This window comes from Chelativorans sp., from assembly GCF_031180965.1.
GTDB lineage: Bacteria > Pseudomonadota > Alphaproteobacteria > Rhizobiales > Rhizobiaceae > Chelativorans.
This window is the reverse complement of the sequence record NZ_JAPSLH010000002.1, coordinates 48,087-66,606: the sequence shown is the minus strand read 5'-3', so window position 1 is coordinate 66,606 and position 18,520 is coordinate 48,087. Positions and strand designations below refer to the sequence as shown.

At 62.6% G+C, this 18,520-nt stretch carries 17 protein-coding genes and 1 pseudogene; 16 read left to right on the top strand and 2 right to left on the bottom strand.

Annotation, left to right across the window (positions count from 1 at the left end; all coding sequences use genetic code 11):
- Positions 1–87 precede the first annotated feature (87 nt).
- The 10 genes and pseudogenes from RIN79_RS01770 to RIN79_RS01725 all read left to right on the top strand — a co-directional run bounded on the left by RIN79_RS01770 (position 88) and on the right by RIN79_RS01725 (position 10,897).
- Positions 88–1,029 (top strand): dihydrodipicolinate synthase family protein, encoded by a 942-nt coding sequence (locus RIN79_RS01770; RefSeq protein ID WP_309082895.1) that lies wholly within the window; start codon positions 88–90, stop codon positions 1,027–1,029.
- The gene (locus RIN79_RS01765; RefSeq protein ID WP_309082894.1) at positions 1,029–2,198 is read left to right on the top strand and encodes a mandelate racemase/muconate lactonizing enzyme family protein; all 1,170 of its coding nucleotides are present in this window, start codon (positions 1,029–1,031) and stop codon (positions 2,196–2,198) included. The genes RIN79_RS01770 and RIN79_RS01765 overlap by 1 nt, the downstream gene beginning before the upstream one ends.
- A gap of 19 nt (positions 2,199–2,217) precedes the next feature.
- Entirely contained in the window at positions 2,218–3,483 is a 1,266-nt protein-coding gene (locus RIN79_RS01760) for a sugar ABC transporter substrate-binding protein (RefSeq protein ID WP_309082893.1), read from the top strand.
- A gap of 67 nt (positions 3,484–3,550) precedes the next feature.
- The gene (locus tag RIN79_RS01755) at positions 3,551–4,594 is read left to right on the top strand and encodes a succinylglutamate desuccinylase/aspartoacylase family protein (RefSeq protein WP_309082892.1); all 1,044 of its coding nucleotides are present in this window, start codon (positions 3,551–3,553) and stop codon (positions 4,592–4,594) included.
- A complete protein-coding gene (locus RIN79_RS01750) occupies positions 4,591–5,499 on the top strand; it encodes a sugar ABC transporter permease (RefSeq protein ID WP_309082891.1) in 909 nt (302 codons plus the stop codon). The genes RIN79_RS01755 and RIN79_RS01750 overlap by 4 nt, the downstream gene beginning before the upstream one ends.
- Positions 5,500–5,509: 10 nt before the next feature.
- Positions 5,510–6,340 (top strand): carbohydrate ABC transporter permease, encoded by an 831-nt coding sequence (locus RIN79_RS01745; RefSeq protein WP_309082890.1) that lies wholly within the window; start codon positions 5,510–5,512, stop codon positions 6,338–6,340.
- Positions 6,341–7,450 carry an ABC transporter ATP-binding protein gene (locus tag RIN79_RS01740; RefSeq protein ID WP_309082889.1) on the top strand — a complete coding sequence of 370 codons (1,110 nt, stop codon included), beginning with the start codon at positions 6,341–6,343 and terminating at the stop codon, positions 7,448–7,450. It abuts the gene before it with no gap.
- Between the two features lies 1 nt (position 7,451).
- Positions 7,452–8,432 (top strand): NAD(P)-dependent oxidoreductase, encoded by a 981-nt coding sequence (locus RIN79_RS01735; RefSeq protein ID WP_309082888.1) that lies wholly within the window; start codon positions 7,452–7,454, stop codon positions 8,430–8,432.
- Entirely contained in the window at positions 8,411–10,126 is a 1,716-nt protein-coding gene (locus RIN79_RS01730; RefSeq protein WP_309082887.1) for an SMP-30/gluconolactonase/LRE family protein, read from the top strand. The genes RIN79_RS01735 and RIN79_RS01730 overlap by 22 nt, the downstream gene beginning before the upstream one ends.
- A 2-nt stretch (positions 10,127–10,128) precedes the next feature.
- Positions 10,129–10,897 (top strand): annotated as a pseudogene (locus RIN79_RS01725) (SDR family NAD(P)-dependent oxidoreductase).
- A gap of 371 nt (positions 10,898–11,268) precedes the next feature.
- Here the strand turns inward: RIN79_RS01725 and RIN79_RS01720 are convergent.
- Both RIN79_RS01720 and RIN79_RS21535 read right to left on the bottom strand, forming a co-directional pair.
- On the bottom strand, positions 11,269–12,060 hold the full coding sequence (locus tag RIN79_RS01720) for a methyltransferase (RefSeq protein WP_309082886.1): 792 nt from the start codon (positions 12,058–12,060) through the stop codon (positions 11,269–11,271).
- 75 nt (positions 12,061–12,135) lie between these two features.
- Positions 12,136–12,420, bottom strand: a complete 285-nt coding sequence (locus tag RIN79_RS21535; RefSeq protein ID WP_375165860.1) for a GtrA family protein — start codon at positions 12,418–12,420, stop codon at positions 12,136–12,138.
- 433 nt (positions 12,421–12,853) lie between these two features.
- On the opposite strand from RIN79_RS21535, the gene RIN79_RS01715 reads away from it, so the two are divergent.
- The 6 genes from RIN79_RS01715 to RIN79_RS01690 all read left to right on the top strand — a co-directional run bounded on the left by RIN79_RS01715 (position 12,854) and on the right by RIN79_RS01690 (position 18,517).
- Positions 12,854–13,741 carry a LysR family transcriptional regulator gene (locus tag RIN79_RS01715; protein ID WP_309082885.1) on the top strand — a complete coding sequence of 296 codons (888 nt, stop codon included), beginning with the start codon at positions 12,854–12,856 and terminating at the stop codon, positions 13,739–13,741.
- Positions 13,742–13,855: 114 nt separating this feature from the next.
- On the top strand, positions 13,856–14,662 hold the full coding sequence (locus tag RIN79_RS01710) for a carbon-nitrogen hydrolase family protein (RefSeq protein WP_309082884.1): 807 nt from the start codon (positions 13,856–13,858) through the stop codon (positions 14,660–14,662).
- Positions 14,663–14,791: 129 nt separating this feature from the next.
- A complete protein-coding gene (locus RIN79_RS01705) occupies positions 14,792–15,466 on the top strand; it encodes an RraA family protein (protein WP_309082883.1) in 675 nt (224 codons plus the stop codon).
- Positions 15,467–15,517: 51 nt separating this feature from the next.
- A complete protein-coding gene (locus tag RIN79_RS01700) occupies positions 15,518–16,537 on the top strand; it encodes an ABC transporter substrate-binding protein (protein WP_309082882.1) in 1,020 nt (339 codons plus the stop codon).
- 23 nt (positions 16,538–16,560) lie between these two features.
- Positions 16,561–17,652: an ABC transporter ATP-binding protein gene (locus RIN79_RS01695; RefSeq protein ID WP_309083084.1), complete on the top strand. Its 1,092-nt coding sequence runs from the start codon at positions 16,561–16,563 to the stop codon at positions 17,650–17,652.
- Positions 17,653–17,659: 7 nt separating this feature from the next.
- On the top strand, positions 17,660–18,517 hold the full coding sequence (locus tag RIN79_RS01690; RefSeq protein ID WP_309082881.1) for an ABC transporter permease: 858 nt from the start codon (positions 17,660–17,662) through the stop codon (positions 18,515–18,517).
- Positions 18,518–18,520: the final 3 nt, after the last annotated feature.

Sequence of the window (18,520 nt, the reverse complement as noted above, 5' to 3'; positions counted from 1 at the left end):
ATTCCCCTGCTGATTGGCTCTTGTCATAGACGCAGCTGGCTGGTAGTGTCAATTTATGAAACTTAGTCTCACAGTTTGGACTAACGGATGGATCAAAACCTGAGCGGAATTCTGCCGGTGCTTCCGACGCCCTTCGCGGAGGATGGCGGAGTTGATGCCGCTGCCATGCGGCGCATTGTGCGCTTCGCGCTCGGTGCCGGCGTGGATGGGGTGGTGTTCCCAGGCTTCGCCAGCGAGGTTGAGATGCTCTCGGCCAGCGAGCGTGAGACGCTGTTGCAGGTCTGCGTGGAGGAAGTGGGAAGCGCCGTGCCAATCGTGGCAGGTGCCAGCGCTCCGACTGCTGCGGAGGTGATTGGCCATGGCGCTCAGGCGCTCGCGTTCGGTATCCACCATCTGATGGTTCAGCCGCCAAAGTCGCTGGGAAGCTCTGCCGAAGCCGTGGCCGCTTTCATGGGTGAGGTGAGCCGCGGCTTGCCCGAAGCCCGGATCATTCTTCAGAATGCGCCGGCGCCGCGCGGTAGCGATCTGTCGCCGGAAACGATCCTTGCCGTCGTCCGGCAGATTCCCGCGATTGCCTATGTGAAGGAGGAGACGCTGCCGGCCGGACCCGCCATTTCCCGTCTGATCGAGGATGCGCCTGCGCATCTCTCGGGCGTGATCGGCGGCGGCGGCGCGCGCTATATCCTCGATGAATATGCGCGCGGCGCCTGTGCTGCCATGCCGGCGGTGGAAATCGCTGCGCATCATGTGGCGCTCGACCGTGCCTATCGCGCGGGCGATCTTCAGCTGGCGCGGGAAATCTATGTGCGAACGCTGCCGCTGCTCACGCTGCAGGCTATCTACCGCATGCGGCTCTCGAAGCATGTGCTGATGCGGCGCGGCGTCTGCGAGAACACGATCGTGCGCGCGCCCACGCCGCAACTCGATGCGCAGGCGATTGCGGATATTGATGCATGCCTTGCCGAGATCGATGCGCTGCCGCTTCACGCTCCGCTGCAAGCAAGTGTCAAGGTCGCGGGGGCCCTCTGATGGCGGACAGCGTCGCCAGCGTTGAGGTTTTCACCCTCACTATATCGCGTGAGACCGTCTATCTCGGCGCTCCGCGCCCGGGAGAGGAGCCCAACGCGCGCGGCTATCTCGTGCGCAAGGGCAACAAGACCGTTTATCCCACCTTCGACCGCAGCGTCCTTGTCCGCGTCCGCACGCGGGAGGGCGTGACCGGCTGGGGCGAGACCTACGGGCTGGTGGCGCCCGGCGCCGTCATTGCCATCATCGATGACCTGCTTGCCGACTTCACCATTGGCCGTGATCCCACCGATCCTGCCGCTGTTCATGACGACCTCTATGACCTGATGCGCGTGCGCGGCTATACAGGCGGCTTCTATGTCGATGCGCTCGCGGCGATCGATATTGCGCTCTGGGATATCGCCGGGAAGATCGCCGGCAAATCTGTTGCGGAACTGCTCGGGGGGAGGGCGAGGGCGCGTATTCCCGCCTATGTCTCCGGCCTGCCGGAGAAAACGCGTGAGGCGCGCGCCGACCTTGCGCAGCACTGGCGCGAGCGCGGCTTCTCTTCCTTCAAGTTCGCACTGCCGGTAGCCGACGACGGAGCCGGAGCGGAATACGCCACCCTGCGCGAGCGGCTGGGGCCTGATGTGCGCATCGCCTGCGACATGCACTGGGCGCACACGCCCGAGGAGGCGATCGCGCTTATCGAAAAGATGGTGCCGCACGCGCCCTGGTTCGCCGAGGCCCCGGTGCGGACCGAAAACATCGCCGGGCTTGCGAAAGTCTGTGCGGCGGTGGACGTGCCGATCGCGGTGGGCGAGGAGTGGCGCACCGTTTACGACATGCATCACCGCGTGCCGCAATGCGCCATCAGCATTGTCCAGCCGGAGATGGGCCACAAGGGCATCACCGAGTTCATGCGCATCGGCTCCTATGCCAGGGAGTACGGCATCGAGGTCATCCCGCATGCAACGATTGGCGCTGGCATCTTCCTCGCTGCGAGCCTGCAGGCCAGTGCCGCGCTTTCAAACGTCACCGCACACGAATTCCAGCACTCGATCTTCGAACCCAACCGACGCCTGCTTGTGGGCGACATGGATTGCCGGGAGGGCGCATACACGGCGCCCAGCGGCCCCGGCCTTGGAGTGGAGCCTTCGGAAGAGGCCTTGGGACTACTGAAAAGCAACTGACCACGTGGAGGAGATCAAGATGAAAGCACGTTTTCTCAAAGCCGCCGCCGCTCTCGCGGTGGGAGCGATGCTGGCGACGACGGCGCTGACGCCGGCACTTGCCGAGACACTGAAATTCGTTTCCTGGCAGAAGGACGAGAAGGGCGTGGGTGACTGGTGGGCCTCCGTCATCGCCGAATTCGAGAAGCGCCATCCAGAGCACAAGATCGAATGGACGAAGGTCGAGCGCGCGGCCTATGCCGACACGATGACAACGCTCTTTGCCGGCGGCAATCCGCCTGACATCGTGCACCTCGCCTCCTTTGAGTTTCACAGCTTCGCCGACAATGGCTGGCTGGAGGATCTGACCCCCTGGACCGAGAAGTCCGGACTCAATCTCGATGGTTGGTCCGGCCAGAAGGCCTGCAACTGGGACGGCCAGGTCGTCTGCATCATGATGCTCTATTATGGGGCGATCTTCGCCTATAACGAGGAGATGCTGGCAAGCGAGGGCGTCGCGGTTCCCACCAATTGGGACGAGTTCCTTGCGGCGGCCCGCAAGCTCACCAAGGACACCAATGGCGACGGCATTCCGGACCAGTTTGGCACCGGCCATGAGACAAAGGGCGGCGCCGGCCAGTATCTGGCGGAGATGGCGAGCTATCTTCTCGATGCCGGCGCCAGCTACACCAATGCGGAAGGGGAAGTGACCATCGACACGCCCGAGATGGTCGAAGGCCTGCAGCGCTGGAAAACGGTGATCAGCGAGAATCTGAGCCCGCGCGATCTTTCCGCTGGCGATATCCGCAAGCTTTTCGCCGATGGCCGCATCGCCATGCGCGTAGATGGCCCGTGGCTCTATTCGATCATGGAGCAGGGCGCCGCCAAGGACAAGCTGAAGCTGGCCAAGGTGCCCTTCGATCCGCCGCTCGGCGGCTCCTCGAACGTGCTTGCGATGCCGAGCGAGATCGACGAGGAGAAGAAGGAACTCGTCTGGGAATTCATCAGCATCGCCACGTCCGACGAGTTCCAGTCTTCCTTTGCCAAGCTTGCCGCCTCGACACCACCCAGCCCGCGCGCCGATGTGAGCGCGGCCAAGGCCGAGATCCCGCATTTCGACCTTTTGGTCGAGGCGCAGCAGGCGGCCAACAAGGCCGGTGTCGACCGCATTCCGGTCGGCCTGGAGATCCCCTTCAACGAGTTCTCGAAGATGATCCAGGAGGAGGCGCAGCGGATGATCATCGAAGATCTCGACCCCGCCGAGGTCGCCAAGCGGATGCATGAAAAGGCCGTCGCGCTGCAATAGAGCGCAAAGGGGTGCCCGGCCGGGCCCAAGCCGGCCGGCAATCCTCCGCAAACAGCATGAGACCGCGATGAACGACACTGCAGACCTTGCGGATGCGGAAGCCTTGGTCCTTGAAGCAGGGCGCGTGACCGCGCGCCTGGAAGAGGAGCGCCGCCGCGCCGGCATCGCCAAGCGCGACCTCGAGCCATACCGGCGTGGCAATGCGGGGATTCCCTACGCCTTCACGTTCGACAGCGGCCGCGCCGGCCCGCATGTGCTTGTCACATCGCTCGCCCACGGCAACGAGCCGGGCGGGCTGGAGGCAGTCCTGGCGATCCTGGAACACGGAATACGGCCGCTCTGCGGGCGTCTGTCGCTCGCCATCTGCAATGTCGCCGCCTACGAGGCGTTCAACGGGGTGGACCCCTACGGCACCCGCTTCGTGGAGGAGGATTTCAACCGCGTCTGGTCGGATGAGAAGCTGGACGGGGAGGGGCATTCCGTTGAGCTCGATCGGGCGCGCGAGCTGCGACCGCTTGTTGCCGATGCGGATTTCCTCATCGACCTCCACGCGACGCCCTATGAAGCCTCGCCCTATTTCGTGCTGCGGCCGGGCACCCGCGCCATTGGCCTGGCAGAGCGGATCGGACTGCCGCACACCCGCTTCCTCTTCAACCAGGGCAGTGCGCACGCGCCCACCCTGTCCAACTATCGGCAGTTCTCCGATCCGCACTCCAATGCCATCGGCATCACGCTGGAATGCGGCCTGTTCTTTGCCGCCGAAAGCAAGCTGGTGGCGCAGGCGGCTGTCGCCAGGCTTCTGCAACTCAACGGCATGATCTCGGACGCCGATTTTGCAGCGCTCGCAACCTGGCGTGACACGCGGCCCCGGCGCGACATCGTCGTGGAATATCCTGAAATCACCCGCACGGCGCAGATGCGGTTCCTGGCCCGCCCCGGCGACTTTCAACCCTTTGCAGAGGGTGAGATTGCCGCATTCGATGGGGACCGGCCGATCCCTGCGCCATTCGAGGGAGCCCTTGTGCTATGGATCAAGCAGACCTTCGAGAAGGACGTGCAGGCTTTTATGTGGGGGCGGATCGTCAGGGCGGCCGATGGTCGGCCGGCGTGAGAAAACGGAAGCTCATCGATCTCGCGCGGCCTAGCCGGCAGCACTGGCTGGGCTACATCCTGCTCGCGCCGGCGGTGATCCTCGTCGCCGCCATCATCGCCTATCCCCTCCTCATTTCCATCGACATTTCCTTCCAGGACGTGAAGCTGCCGCGCATGGGCGCGGCGCGTAAACCCTTTACGCTGGAGAACTATCAGGATCTGTTCTCCTCGCCGGAATTCTGGCACACCTGCTGGGTGACGCTGAAGCTGGTGGTGGTTGTCACCACTGCCTGTCTCGCCGTCGGTCTCGCCACCGCCCTTCTCGTCAACAACCGCTTTCGCGGCCGCAGGATCGCGCGGCTGGCAGTGGCGCTTCCCTGGGCCGTTCCGGAGGTGATCGCGACCGTTATTTTCGCCTGGATCTTCGATTCCTCTTTTGGCCTCATGGGCTGGCTCTTCATCAAGCTCGGCCTCGCGAACCAGATGGTCGCCTGGTTCTCGGATACCACCGCCGCCTTCTGGGTGGTGGCCACCACAATGGTCTGGAAGGGCTATCCCTTCGTATCCATCATGTGCCTTGCCGGTCTGCAGTCTATCCCGGAAGATTTCTACAATGCCGCCAAGGTGGACGGCGCCAGCGCCTTGCAGCGCCTGCGCTGGATCACCATTCCCTCGCTGATGCCGGTGCTCGGCGTGACGATGGTTCTCGTCGTCCTGTGGGTGTTCCGCGATTTCTCCATCATCAAGGTGTTGACGGATGGGGGCCCTCTCAAGGCCACGCAGACGCTGTCGATCATGACCTACAACGAAGCCTTCGGCTTCTTCAAATTCGGCTATGCCTCGGCCGTGGGCGTCATCACCCTGCTTCTGTGCGTCATTGCCAGCATGGCAATGCTCGGCCGCGGCAGCAAGGCCATGTACTGAGGGACCACCGATGAAGCGAATCACCGCCCAAAACATCGCGCTCTATGCCGGCGTCATCGCCGTCTGCGCATTCCTGCTGTTCCCGATCTACTGGCTGTTCGTCACGGCGCTCGCCACCAGTGCGGAACTGACGCAGCTTCCCCCGACCTTCTGGCCGAAGGACCCGCAATGGGAGACCTTCGCCAAGGTCTGGGCCGAGCGGCCGATCCCGCTCTGGCTCCTGAACTCCACGCTCGCGGCGGTGGGCTCCGTGGCGCTGTCCATGTTTGTTTCGGTGCTCGCGGGCTACAGCCTGTCGCGCTTCTCCGTGCGCGGCGGCCACAGCCTCGGCCTCTTCATCCTGACGGCGAAGATGCTGCCGGCAACGCTGCTCGTCATCCCGCTCTTCAGCATCTTCCGCAGCGTGGGGCTCATCGGTAGCCTCTGGTCGCTCGTGATCGCCCATTCGACGCTGATCATCCCCTTCACCACCTGGATGATGAAGGGCTATTTCGACACGATCCCGCGCGAGCTGGAACAGGCGGCGATGGTGGACGGCTGCTCGCCACTTTCCGCCATGGTGCGTGTCATCCTGCCGATCGCCACGCCCGGCCTCGCCGCCACTGCGCTCTACGCCTTCGTGCTCTCGTGGGCAGACTATGCCTATGCGCGCACGTTCCTGACCAACGAGCAGGGCAGCTGGACCGCCAATCTCGGCATCACCACCATGAAGGGCGAGTACGTGACGGACTGGAACGAGGTCGCCGCCGCGGCCGTGTTCATCGCAGTTCCGATCCTCATCATCTACCTTTTCCTCGAACGCTACCTTGTTGGCGGGCTCACCGCCGGCGCGGAGAAGTAAATGGCCAGCATCAGCATCCAGAACGTCTACAAGAACTATGGCGCGTTGAACGTCCTCAGGGAGTTCTCGCTGGAGATCGAGGATGGCGAGTTCGTCGTGCTTGTCGGCCCATCTGGCTGCGGCAAGTCCACCATGCTCAAGATCCTGGCGGGTTTGGAGCCCGCCTCTGGCGGCCGCATCCTGATCGGGGGGCGCGACGTGACCGATCTGGCACCCGGCGACCGCGATATCGCCATGGTTTTCCAGAACTACGCGCTTTATCCGCATCTGACCGTACGCGACAATATCGGCTTCGGTCTGAAGATGCGCGGCATACCCGCCGCCGAGATCAGAAGGCGGGTGGATGAGGCGGCGCGCATCCTCGCCGTCGAGCATTTGCTTGACCGGCGCCCGAAGCAGCTTTCCGGCGGCCAGCGCCAGCGCGTGGCGTTGGGACGTGCCATCGTGCGCGAGCCGCAGGCCTTCCTCATGGACGAGCCGCTGTCAAACCTCGACGCCAAGCTGCGCGTGCACATGCGCGCGGAGATCAGCGCGCTGCACAAGCGCATTGGTGTCACCACGATCTACGTCACCCATGACCAGATCGAAGCCATGACCATGGCCGACCGCGTCGTGATCATGAAGGACGGCCTCATCCAGCAGATCGCCGATCCCGACACGCTGTTCCAGAAGCCGAAGAACCTGTTCGTGGCGAGTTTCATCGGCTCGCCCGGCATGAATTTCCTTTCGACCGCGCCGGCCGATGGTGCCGCCATCAAGCTCTTCGGAAAGAAGGTGCCGGTCAATGTGAGCGCGGATCGCCTGAAGCAGGCGCATTCCAACGGCGGCATCGTTGCGGGCATTCGGCCGGAATACATTTCCACCGAGGGGGGCGGCACGGAATTCATCGTCCGCCCGAGCCTGATCGAAAGTCTGGGCTCGGAGAAATATGTCTATTTCGACGCCGGGGAGCACACGTTCAGCGGCCTCAATGACGAGGAGGCGCGCAAGGGCCTGATTGCTCGGCTCGCGCATTCTAGCCCGCTTGCGGAAGGCGAAGAGCTGAAGCTCTCCTTCGATCCCGCCCGAGTTCATCTCTTCGAAGGCAGAAGCGGCGAGGCTTTGAACTGACATGACCTTTCTGGTTACCGGCTCGGCCGGCCGCGTCGGACGGGCGACGGTGGAGGCACTTCTTGCGCGCGGGGATACCGTGCGCGGCTTCGACCTGAATTCCTCGGGCAAACTGTCGCCCCGCTATTCGGAGGTGACAGGCTCCTTTGATGATGCCGAAGCCTGTGCCCGGGCCGTGGCGGGCGTCGACACCATCCTGCATCTTGGCGCCTTCATGTCCTGGAAGCCGCAGGACCGCGACCGGCTCTTCCGCGCCAATGTGGAAGGTACCCGCATCCTGCTGGATTGTGCGGCGGAGTCGGGCGTGCGCCGCTTTGTCTTCGCCAGCTCCGGCGAGGTCTATCCGGAGAACAAGCCGGAATTCCTGCCCATCACGGAGGAGCATCCGCTCAATGCCAATTCTCCCTATGGGCTGACGAAGCTTCTGGGGGAGGAGCTTGTGCGCTTCCACCAGCGCCTCGGGCGCATGGAGACCGTGATCCTGCGTTTCTCCCACACGCAGGATGCGCGCGAACTGCTCGACCCGGACAGCTTCTTCTCCGGCCCGCGCTTTTTCCTGCGCCCGCGCATCCGGCAACAGGAAGCCTTCGGCAATCATGCGGTTGCCGAGCTTCTGCGCGCGGCCGATCCCGGCCGCGAAGCACATGTGCTCGCCTGCAACGAGAAAGGCCGGCCATTCCGGATGCACATCACCGAGACCCGCGACATGGTGAAGGGCATTCTGCTTGCGGCGGATAGGGCTGAGGCAGCGGGTGAGATCTTCAATCTCGGCGCCACCGATCCGGTCGATTTCCCCATGCTGCTCGATGCGATGTCCGAGGTGACCGGATTGCCCGTGGTGCGGATCGATCTTCCAGGGCCGGGCGTCTACTATCACACGTCGAACGCGAAGATTCGCAGCGTTCTCGGATATGAACCCGAATGGTCGATCGAACGAATGTTGAGCGAAGCGGCAGACGCATGGCGGTCGAGGAAACACTGACCCGCGACGAGCCGGACGTACCTGCCGGCACCGCCGCCCTCGCCAAGGGTCTCACCCTGCTCGACATGGTGGCGGATGCCAACCGACCTGTGCGCTTTGCCGAGCTTCTGAAACGCTCGGGCCTGCCCAAGCCGACTTTTGCCCGCATCCTGCGCACCCTGATCGCTTTCCGTCTTGTGCGTCACGATGAAAAGACGGGCACCTATTCGCTCGGCCAGCGCTTCCTCGAACTCTCGCACCGCGTGTGGGATACGTTCGACCTGAACTCAGCCGCCATCCCGGAGTTGGAGCGTCTCTCGGCCGAGCTGGGCGAAACGGTCGCGCTGTGCCGGCTTGAGGGCGAGCAGGTGGTGTATCTCGAGCAACGCTCGGGCGATGGCCTCGGCGTGCGCGTCGATGCGGGACGGCGGGTCCCTGTCCACTGCACGGCGGCAGGCAAGGTGCTGCTCGCCTTCCAGGAGCCGGCACTGGCGCGTGCGCTCACCGCCCGGCTGAAGCTGGAGCGCTACACCGACAAGACCATCACCGATCAGCAGCAGCTCCAGGCCGATATGACGCTGACGCGGGCGCGCGGCTATGCTGTTTCCTACGAGGAGCACCTGCCGGGCGTGAATTCGGTCGCAGCCCCCATCACCGGGCAGGATGGAACGCCGGTCGGCGCGCTTGTCGCGCTCGGACCCTCCTCGCGGCTCGACGCCGAGAACATCCACCCGACCGGGCGCGAACTCATGGCGGCGGCGCGCCGCATTACTGGCTATGCGGGCACAGTGGCGATCAGCTCCGGCCCACGCCCGCGCTCCTCTTCCGCCTCCTCCATTCCCGTCACCTGCGTCCTGCCCTGGGGGGCACAACTCGGCGAGGCGCCGGTCTGGATCGGCGGCGAGGAACGACTCTACTGGGTGGATATCCTGCATCCTGCCGTTCATCGCTTCGATCCCGAGACTGGCCGCAACGAAAGTTGCGAGGTCGACAAGCTCGTCAGCGCGGTATTCCCTGCGGCGGACGGGTCGCTGCTCGTCGCCTCGCAAGACGGCATCGAGCGCTTTGATTTCGCCACGGGCACGTTCGAGACGTTTGCCGAGCCTGAAGCCGGCATCGCCGACAACCGGCTCAATGACGGCAAGGTGGATGCGGCCGGCGCCATCTGGGTCGGCTCCATGCGACTCGACGCCAGCCGGCCGAGCGGCGGTCTTTACAGGATCGCGCCGGACGGCGCCGTCGAGCGCAAGGAGGCGGGCATTACGGTTGCCAACGGGCTCGACTGGAGCCCCGACGGCCGCACCTTCTATTTCGTCGACACGGTGCCCGGCCATATCTACGCATACGATTGCTGTTCCACGCAGGGAACCATCGCCAACCGCCGCATCTTCGCTACCATTCCAATGGAGGAGGGAAGGCCGGACGGCATCGCGGTGGATGCGGAAGGCTTCCTCTGGTGCGCGATCTGGGACGGTTGGCGCGTAAACCGCTACCGCCCCGACGGCATACTCGACCGGGTGATCGACCTGCCCGTGCCGCGCCCGACAAGTGTGGCCTTCGGCGGCCCCGATCTCGATACGCTCTACATCACCAGCGCGCGCACGCGCCTGCCGGCCTCCACCCTGGCAGAAGCGCCGCTCTCGGGCGGCATCTTCGCCTGCAGGGCCGGTGTAAAGGGGGTGCCCGCCAACCGTTTCAGACTGGAGAGGGACTAGCGATGGCGCGCAGCTATGGAGAGCTCTTCCGTCTCGACGGGCGGACGGCGCTCGTTACCGGCTCGAGCCGCGGGATCGGCGCGGCCATCGCGAAGGGCATGGCGGAGTTCGGCGCAAGGTTAGTGGTGCACGGCCAGACGCCGGACTCGATGCGATCCACTGCGGGCGATCCTCGAATCTGGAGGCACCGCGGAGGCCGTGCATGGCGATCTTGCGGCGCCCGGTGCGGGGCGTGAGCTGATCCGCCGGGCGGAAGAGGTCGCAGGCCCACTCGACATCCTCGTCATTAATGCCTCGGCCCAGATCAACGCTACGCTCGATGCGGTGAAGGATGAGGACTTCGAAACGCAGGTGAACGTCAACCTGCGCTCGACGGTGGAGATTCTGCAGGCCGTTCTGCCCGGCATGGCCGAGCGCGGCTGGGGCCGCGTGGTCAATATCGGCTCCATCAACCAGCTGCGGCCGAAGGGGATCGTCTCGATCTACGCCGCGACCAAGGCCGCCCAGCACAATCTTGTCCAGAGCCTCGCGCGCGAATATGCGGCCAACGGCGTGCTCCTCAACACGCTGGCGCCCGGCCTCATCGACACGGACCGGAACGCGTCCCGGCGCGATACCGATCCCGAGGGCTGGGCCGCCTATGTGCGGCAGCTAAACTGGATGGGTCGGGCGGGGCACGTTGACGAGATGGTGGGTGCCGCCGTCTTCCTTGCTTCCGATGCCTGCAGCTTCATGACCGGCGAGGCGATCTTCCTTTCCGGCGGCTATTGACGGACGCTAAATCCTGCCGGTGCGCCGAAGCTAAGGTCGTCACTGCAAGATTGCTAGTCTGGGGTCGTACAACGTTCTTCCGCCAAATCGTGAGTGCATCTCCTCTTGCAGCGGCGCCGGGTGAAGTCGATCTTTGCCCCCGATCTCAGCGTTAATTTCGCGATCGAGCCCGTCTTCTCTACCCTAACTGTCCGATCTTCCTTCTCGGCCGGTCCCGACACAAGCGCTTCGATCCTGCCACGACTTCGGTTGGAGGAGCCGGCCTATGGTGGCGAAAGTTGATCGCCAGCCTGTCGCTGCGTCGTGTGGGGTAAACATTCGCCGCGCTGCCCGCTAGCGCGCGGATAGCTGCGCCGTCTCGGGGGCTGTGATCAAGTTGCCTTGCGTGCGACCACAAAACGGGACCCTCCGAAAGGAAAGCGGAGACCGATGGAAATCGCTGCACGCTCGCTCCTCAGTACCTGTTCCAGCAGAGAATTGACCGGCCGAGGGATATTGAATTCAGCGTGCGGATTGGGTTGGGAGGCCCTATGGTTCAATATACGGGAGGCGGCCATAAGGGGTAGCAGGAGCGATACGAACGAGGTGCTGAGCTCGACTGCAAAGCCAGCAGCGACGATTTTCCTGCGTATTTCGGACGAGGTGTAGCGGCGAACATGGCAGGCATAGTCATCGGCGCCGCTCCACATCCATGGATGCTGAGGGACGGTGATAATGGCGCCGCCACCTGGCCGCAACGCTTTGAATAGCTGTGATAGAACCTGCTCGTCTTCCTCGATATGCTCAAGAACGTCGGCAGCAATAGCTACGTCGAACTCTCCGCGATAGGGAATATGCCGTGCATCCATCTGAATCAGACTAGCGTCAGGAACGCGTGACTTGGCCTGCGCGAGCCCCGCGATGAAGATTTCACTTCCGACAAGACGTACTTGAGGGAATGCCGCAGCCACGCCAGTCAAAACGTAGCCGGTTCCACACCCAATCTCGAGTAGCGAGCGCGCAGGCATAAAATAGCGCCGCAGCGCCCAAATGATGAGTTCGTTCCTTGCCCTAAACCAAAAATTCCCCGCTTCCAGTTCGGCGAGCTTCGCAAACGATTCCGGGTTAAACCCTTCGCCGGAATGTGCAGAATACGGGGCCCAGGCCGGGAAACCGTCAATCACCTCCAGCTCGAATCCGCAACTGGTACCATGGCGCCACGCTGTTGGCCAGCGCTCCTCCGCAGGAAGGGCAGAAAATCATCGTCCTCTCGGCGCCGGAGTTTTGCGGAACACAAACGCGTTCAGCGTGAAAAAAAGGAAAATGGCTACGATGACGATAGCGAAAGCCTGCACTACCTGGTGTGGATAACCCAATTGGTCGGCGACGACGTAAAGCAGGATTAAATTTAGAACGTAGCCGGAAGCGTAACATGCTACATACCTCCCACTGCTCTTGCATATTTCCCCAGAGTAACGAAAGGTCGAGCAGCCAATCCCTGACGAGCTCGTTAAGAAGCTCCCCTGGCTTCTAGAAGGGATCAAAATCTCTGAGCGCGTCGATTTCGGCAAAGCTCGTTTCGTCAACGCTTGACCCGACAGTTCAGGATGGGGCGAACCTCAAGATTCGGGCCCGCGCCAACGGCTAGAGGAGGCGCTAGGCGCTCCAACAGTTAATGCCCACACGCTTTGGCATCGCTAACACAAAGCTGAGATCAAATCAGTCGGGGCCGGAAGCTGACTGACCGCAATCGCACCCGGAGAGATCGGAGCAGAGACGCCTGCTAGAACTAGCCCTGCGCGGACGCGCTGAATTCCAGTTAGGGCTTCGGCCCTTCCGCAGCGTCGACCCAGCTGGCGTGAAGCGCTATGCTCATTTCCGATCGCCGTGAAGCCATGCCGGCTCGCTGGTGGAACAATGGCAAGGGATCCGAAAAGCGGAGCCTAGCCAGCTGAAGGAAAACAGGCGGAGTATATCTTGAACCTGCGCTTCCTTGAGACCTTTGTGTGGGTGGCAAAGCTTAGAAGCTTCAGTCTTGCAGCCGAACAGCTGCACACGACCCAAGCTGCCGTGTCTCATCGGATCGCCACCCTGGAACGCGAGCTCGGGGTCCGGCTACTCGAACGGAACGTTCGGGACGTGAGCCTGACGCCTCAGGGTGTAGACGCCCTCGGGAAGGCGGAGAGGCTTGTGCAACTCGCGACCGAATTCAAATATCGCTTCAGCAATCCAAAAGCCCTGCGCGGGACGGTTCGCATCGGCGCCATCGGCACCGTCGCCCATACCTGGTTGCCCTCGTTCATCGATCTCGTGAACGAGCGCCTGCCAGACGTCGCCCTTGAAATCGCCACCTACACCAGTCTCGAGATCGGCGAGCACATCCGCAGGAACACCCTGGATGTCGGGCTGCTCATGGGTTCAGTCAGCGGCGTGGGGGTCGCCAGCATCGAGCTGTGCGCGTTTCCCTGCGCGTGGGTGGCAAGCCCCCGGGTCGATCTGCCGAACGGCAGGCTCGACGTCGAGGATTTCGCGCATCTGCGTATCCTTTCTCACTCAAGAGATTCGCAGCTCCACGCCTCCATCACGCAGATGCTATGCGACGCCGGCCATGATGAGACCCGCGTCCTTGCAGCGCCGCTGGGGACCATCATCCGCCTCGCCGTCGAGGGCACCGGTATCGGCGTCGTACCGGTCGCCGCCGTTACCAAGGAGATCCAGAACGGAAGCCTCCGCACTCTCAACGTGCGGCAGCCACTTCCGCCCATACCAATCTTTGGCGCTTATCTCAGCACGGAGGAGCGCCCTCTCCCCGCTCTGGTAACGGAGGTTGCCGCGGAGGCAGCAGCGGCCTTTTGCCGTTCCTGATCGCAAGCCACGCGCCAGTGCATTAGATTTTTCTATAGGTTTGGATGATTTTTTCCCGTTGGACAGTCCTGTGCTTGTGGCCCGATGATCTCCGGCAAGGTCAGGAGACGGGCAGTGAAGATTACCCAGATACAGATGAACACGCGTGAGTCCAAAGAGGACAATCTACGCGCGGCAGCAGACTTCATCGATGAGGCCGTAAGACTCGATCGCCCGGATCTGATTGTCCTCCCCGAGTACTATGCCACCTTGAACGCCGATCCTGCCGATCAGCAGGCGACGGGCGAAGAGTATCCCGACGGAGAATCCTTCCGCCTGATGTCTGCCCTTGCCGAAAAGCATAAGGTTACGATCCACGCAGGCAGTGTGGTGGAAAAAAGCGGAAACCGCTTCCACAATACGACCGTCGTCTTCGGCCCCTCGGGCGAACTGCTGGCGAAATATCGCAAGATCCATCTCTTCGACGTGGTCGTGCCCGGTGGCATGGTGTTCCAGGAGTCTGACACTGTGGCTCCAGGCGAAGACATCGTCACCTACCGCATCGGCGAGTTCACGGTAGGCTGCGCCATCTGCTACGACTTGCGCTTCCCCGAGCTGTTCCGGAAACTGCGGGACGCAGGCGCCGATGTGATTGCGCTTCCGGCGGCATTCACGCTGCAGACCGGCAAGGATCACTGGGAGGTGCTCGCCCGGGCGCGGGCGATCGAGACGCAAACCTACTTCCTAGCGACGGGCCAGATCGGCACCTACGCTGATGGCAAGAAGGCCAGCTGGGGCCATACGATGGCGATCGATCCCTGGGGGCACATCATTGCGCAGGCTTCCGATCGGCCGGGCTTCATTACCGCGCGCCTCGACAAGAAGCTAATCGAGCAAACGCGCCGCGGCATTCCTCTGGCTGATCACCACGTGCTCGCCTAAGCCACCCGTGGCTTGAACGCTTGCCGGTCCGGGCTCCTCCATTCGGGCCGCGGCGGGCGTAAAAACTTCTATGCCTTCGGATAGAAAAAACGCGTCTGCCTCACTTCCAACGACAGGTTTAGATCCGATATGTTCACCGTCAACGACATGCCCCCGCAGCTGGATGGCTCGCTGGTCGAACTTCTTGAGCGAACCGAAACGGCGACGGCCGGCCATTTCCTTCATCGCGGCTTCGTTGACCGGGCAATCGCACCGCTTCAGCCCAGGAAGCGCGTGGCGGGGACAGCCGTTACGCTGCGCCTGCCGCACGCGGATTCGACGCTCCTTCATTACGCGACCAAACTGGTTCGCCCGGGTGACGTCGTGGTGATCGATCGTTGCGGCGATATGAAATACGCGTGCTGGGGCGGCGGGCTGACACTTGCCATGAAGCTCGCGGGCGTAAAGGCTGGCGTAATCGACGGGCCCGCGACCGACCTGTCGGAGATACAGGAATTCGACCTGCCGATGTGGTGTCGCGGGCTCTCCTCCATCACCACTCGGCTTCTGGGGATTGAGGGCGCCCTGAACGTTCCCATCTCCGTCGGTGGCCAGGTCGTCAATCCCGGCGATGCAGTGCTGGCCGATGAAAATGGCGTGCTCGTTTTTCCGCCCGAGCTTGCACGGGAGTCCGCGGAGCGGGCCTTGGCAATGCAGAAGGCCGAGGCGACAACGCATGAGAGGCTGCGCGCCGGAGAGAAACTGCCAGACATTAGCGGCGCAACGGCAATCGTCGAAGCAAATATGGTGCGCACCGCCTGGTAGCCTGCGACAAGAAGGGGAAGAGAAATGCTGAAATGGGTAAAGACAGCCGCAATGGCGGCGACGGGGGCCATGCTGGCGATAAGCTCTGCTTCGGCCGAAACGGTCGTGAATTTCGCAGGCTATACGGGGCTTTTTCAGGACCTCTACACAAAGGCCGTGATCGAGCCTTTCATGAAGCAGAATCCTGATATCAAGGTTGTTTATTTCACACCCGGCAACTCGGCCGCGATCCTTGGCGCCTTGCGCGCACAGAAGAATGCGCCACAGCTTGACGTGGCGATGATGGACATCACGCTGGCGAAGGCCGGCACCGATGAGGGGCTTTTCGCCCCAATTGACGAGACGGTCAGCCCACATGTGGCAGATCTTTACCCGATGGCCAAGATTCCAGGTGTGAATGCCGTCGGCATGACCTTTGACAGCCTCGTGCTGGTCTACGACAAGATGGTTGTGAAGGAAAAGCCGGATTCCTGGCGCGCGTTGTGGGATCCCGCGGTTGAAGGCAAGGTCGCGCTGCATGCCACGCCGGACATTCTGGGCGTTGCCCTGACAATCATGCTCGAAAAGATGGCGGGCGGCAGCGATTACAATAAGAATCTGGATAAGGGCATTGAGGAAATGATGACCCTTGCTCCCCACGTGCTCACCTGGGATCCAAAGCCAGACCTTTGGGGCATGATCATGGCCCAGCAAGCGGCCATGGGTGTTGGCTACAATGCGCGTGCGCAGGTCTTTGCCGATCAGCCCGGAAGCGTTCTGGCTGCCTCCATTCCTAAGGAAGGGACACTGTTTCAGATCAACGCCGTCGCGCTGGTGGAAGATGCTCCCAATGCCGAGGCGGCCAAGAAATTCATCGATTACATGCTGAGCCCGGAAGCACAGAAGGCATTCACGGAGGCGATGTTCTACGCCCCGACCAACAGCAAGGCGCAAGTCTCCCCCGAAGCACTCGAGAGAACATCGGCCGGGCAGATGGAGAACGTCCTCAATGTGGATTGGCTGGCGATCGCGGAGATACGCGACCAGGTTACCCAGGAATGGCGCCGACGCGTCATCCCGCTAAGCCGCTGAACATGACCTTGGCAGAAGCGGATATGCGCCATGGTACCGGCCAAGAGGAGCCCGCCGCGGGGGGCTTCCTCTCCCTGCAGGGGCTTGGCAAGCGCTATCAGGGCTTCACCGCCGTCCATCACCTGTACTTGGATGTGCCGCGTGGAGAACTCGTAGCATTGCTCGGCCCTTCGGGGTGCGGCAAGACCACCACGCTGAGGATGATTGCCGGCCTGACGCCGGTATCCGGCGGGCGCGTGCTTGTAGGCGGCCGTGACATGACCTCAGAACCGCCCTATCGGCGGGACATGGGCCTCGTGTTTCAAAGCTACGCCCTCTTTCCGCACATGACGGTGGAGCGCAACGTGGCTTTCGGCCTGGAGATGCGCCGTATCGGCAGGGCCGAGGTGGCCGAAAGGGTGAAGGAGGCGGTCGCGATGGTGCGCCTCCAGGGGCTGGAGAAGCGGCGCCCGCGAGAACTCTCAGGGGGTCAGCAACAGCGTGTCGCGCTTGCGCGCGCGCTCGTCATACAGCCGTCCATCCTCCTGTTCGACGAGCCTTTGTCCAACCTCGACGCCAAGCTGCGCGACGAGATGCGCACGGAGATCCGCGACATCCAGCAACGACTGGGAATCACCGCCGTGTTCGTGACGCACGACCAGGCGGAAGCATTGGCCATGTGCGACAAGGTTGCGGTCATGAACGCCGGACGCCTGGAGCAGCTTGGCACGCCGACCGAACTCTATGAACGTCCTGCAAACCCCTTTGTTGCCTCTTTCGTGGGGCGCATCAACCGACTGCCGGCCATGGCCATGGGCACGAAGGCGAAGGTCGGCGAACGCGAATTGCGCCTGACCCAGCCAATGGAGGGAAACATAGAGGTGATGGTGCGCCCGCATCGAATCCAGCTTGAGCCAGCTGGCTCGGCGGCCACAGAATCAACCAACCGCGTGCAGGGGGAGATCAGGCGGACCACCTATGTTGGCGACTTGATCCAGTATGTCGTCCATGTCGACGGACTGAACTGGTCCGTTGAGCAGCCGACATCCGCTTCCGCCACCCTCAGCCCGATCGGAGCCAAAGTGGACCTGAGCTGGAGGGTTGAAGATACCCTCGCCTTCAAGAGCGCGGGCTAGCAGAAAAATGGCGCAGCAGGGCGATGAAACGCGGCGCAACGGGCTTGCAATAGCCTTGCTTCTGCCGATCGTGCTCGTCAACGTGGGCGTGTTCCTCTACCCCGTCCTGAACCTTCTCAGCACGTCCTTCAAGGAGGCGCTGCCCGGCGGCGGCATTGGCACGGAGTTCACCTGGGCCAATTGGAGCACATTGGTCCAGGACCGGTTCTACATGGAGGCGCTGCTCCGCTCGGTACTAATGAGCCTGCTGATCACCTTTCTGACGCTCCTCTGCTCCTATCCCATCGCCTTGTACCTGCATCGCTCCTCAGGGCAGTGGCGGACATTTCTGTTGGTTCTGGTCGTATCGCCGCTGCTGACATCGGCGGTCGTTCGCACCTATGGATGGGTCGCAGTGCTGGCGGACACGGGGCTTATTAAGAACGGCCTGGAGCAGATTGGAATCACCCTGCCCTTCCGCCTGGTCTACAATATGACCGGAGTGGTCATCGGCCTGACCGAGATCCTCATGCCCTACATGATCCTTGCGCTCCTGGCCGGGTTCGGACGGCTTGACCCGCGCTGTGAAGAGGCGGCTCTGACGCTCGGCGCCAGGCCCATACAAGCTTTCTGGCGCGTGGTCCTGCCATTGACGGCGCCTGGCATCGCGCTGGGCTGCCTTTTGTGCTTCGTCCTGGCGGTTTCTTCGTTCATCACGCCGCGCATTCTCGGCGGAGGGCGCGTCTTCCTGCTGGCCACAGAGATTTACGACCAGGCCATTGTGACCTTGAACTGGCCGGCAGCCGGGACGCTGTCGATCCTGGTCCTCGTCGTCTTCGGGCTGTCCTTGATCCTTTACACCCGCGCGCTGCGCGCATTCGACTGAGGG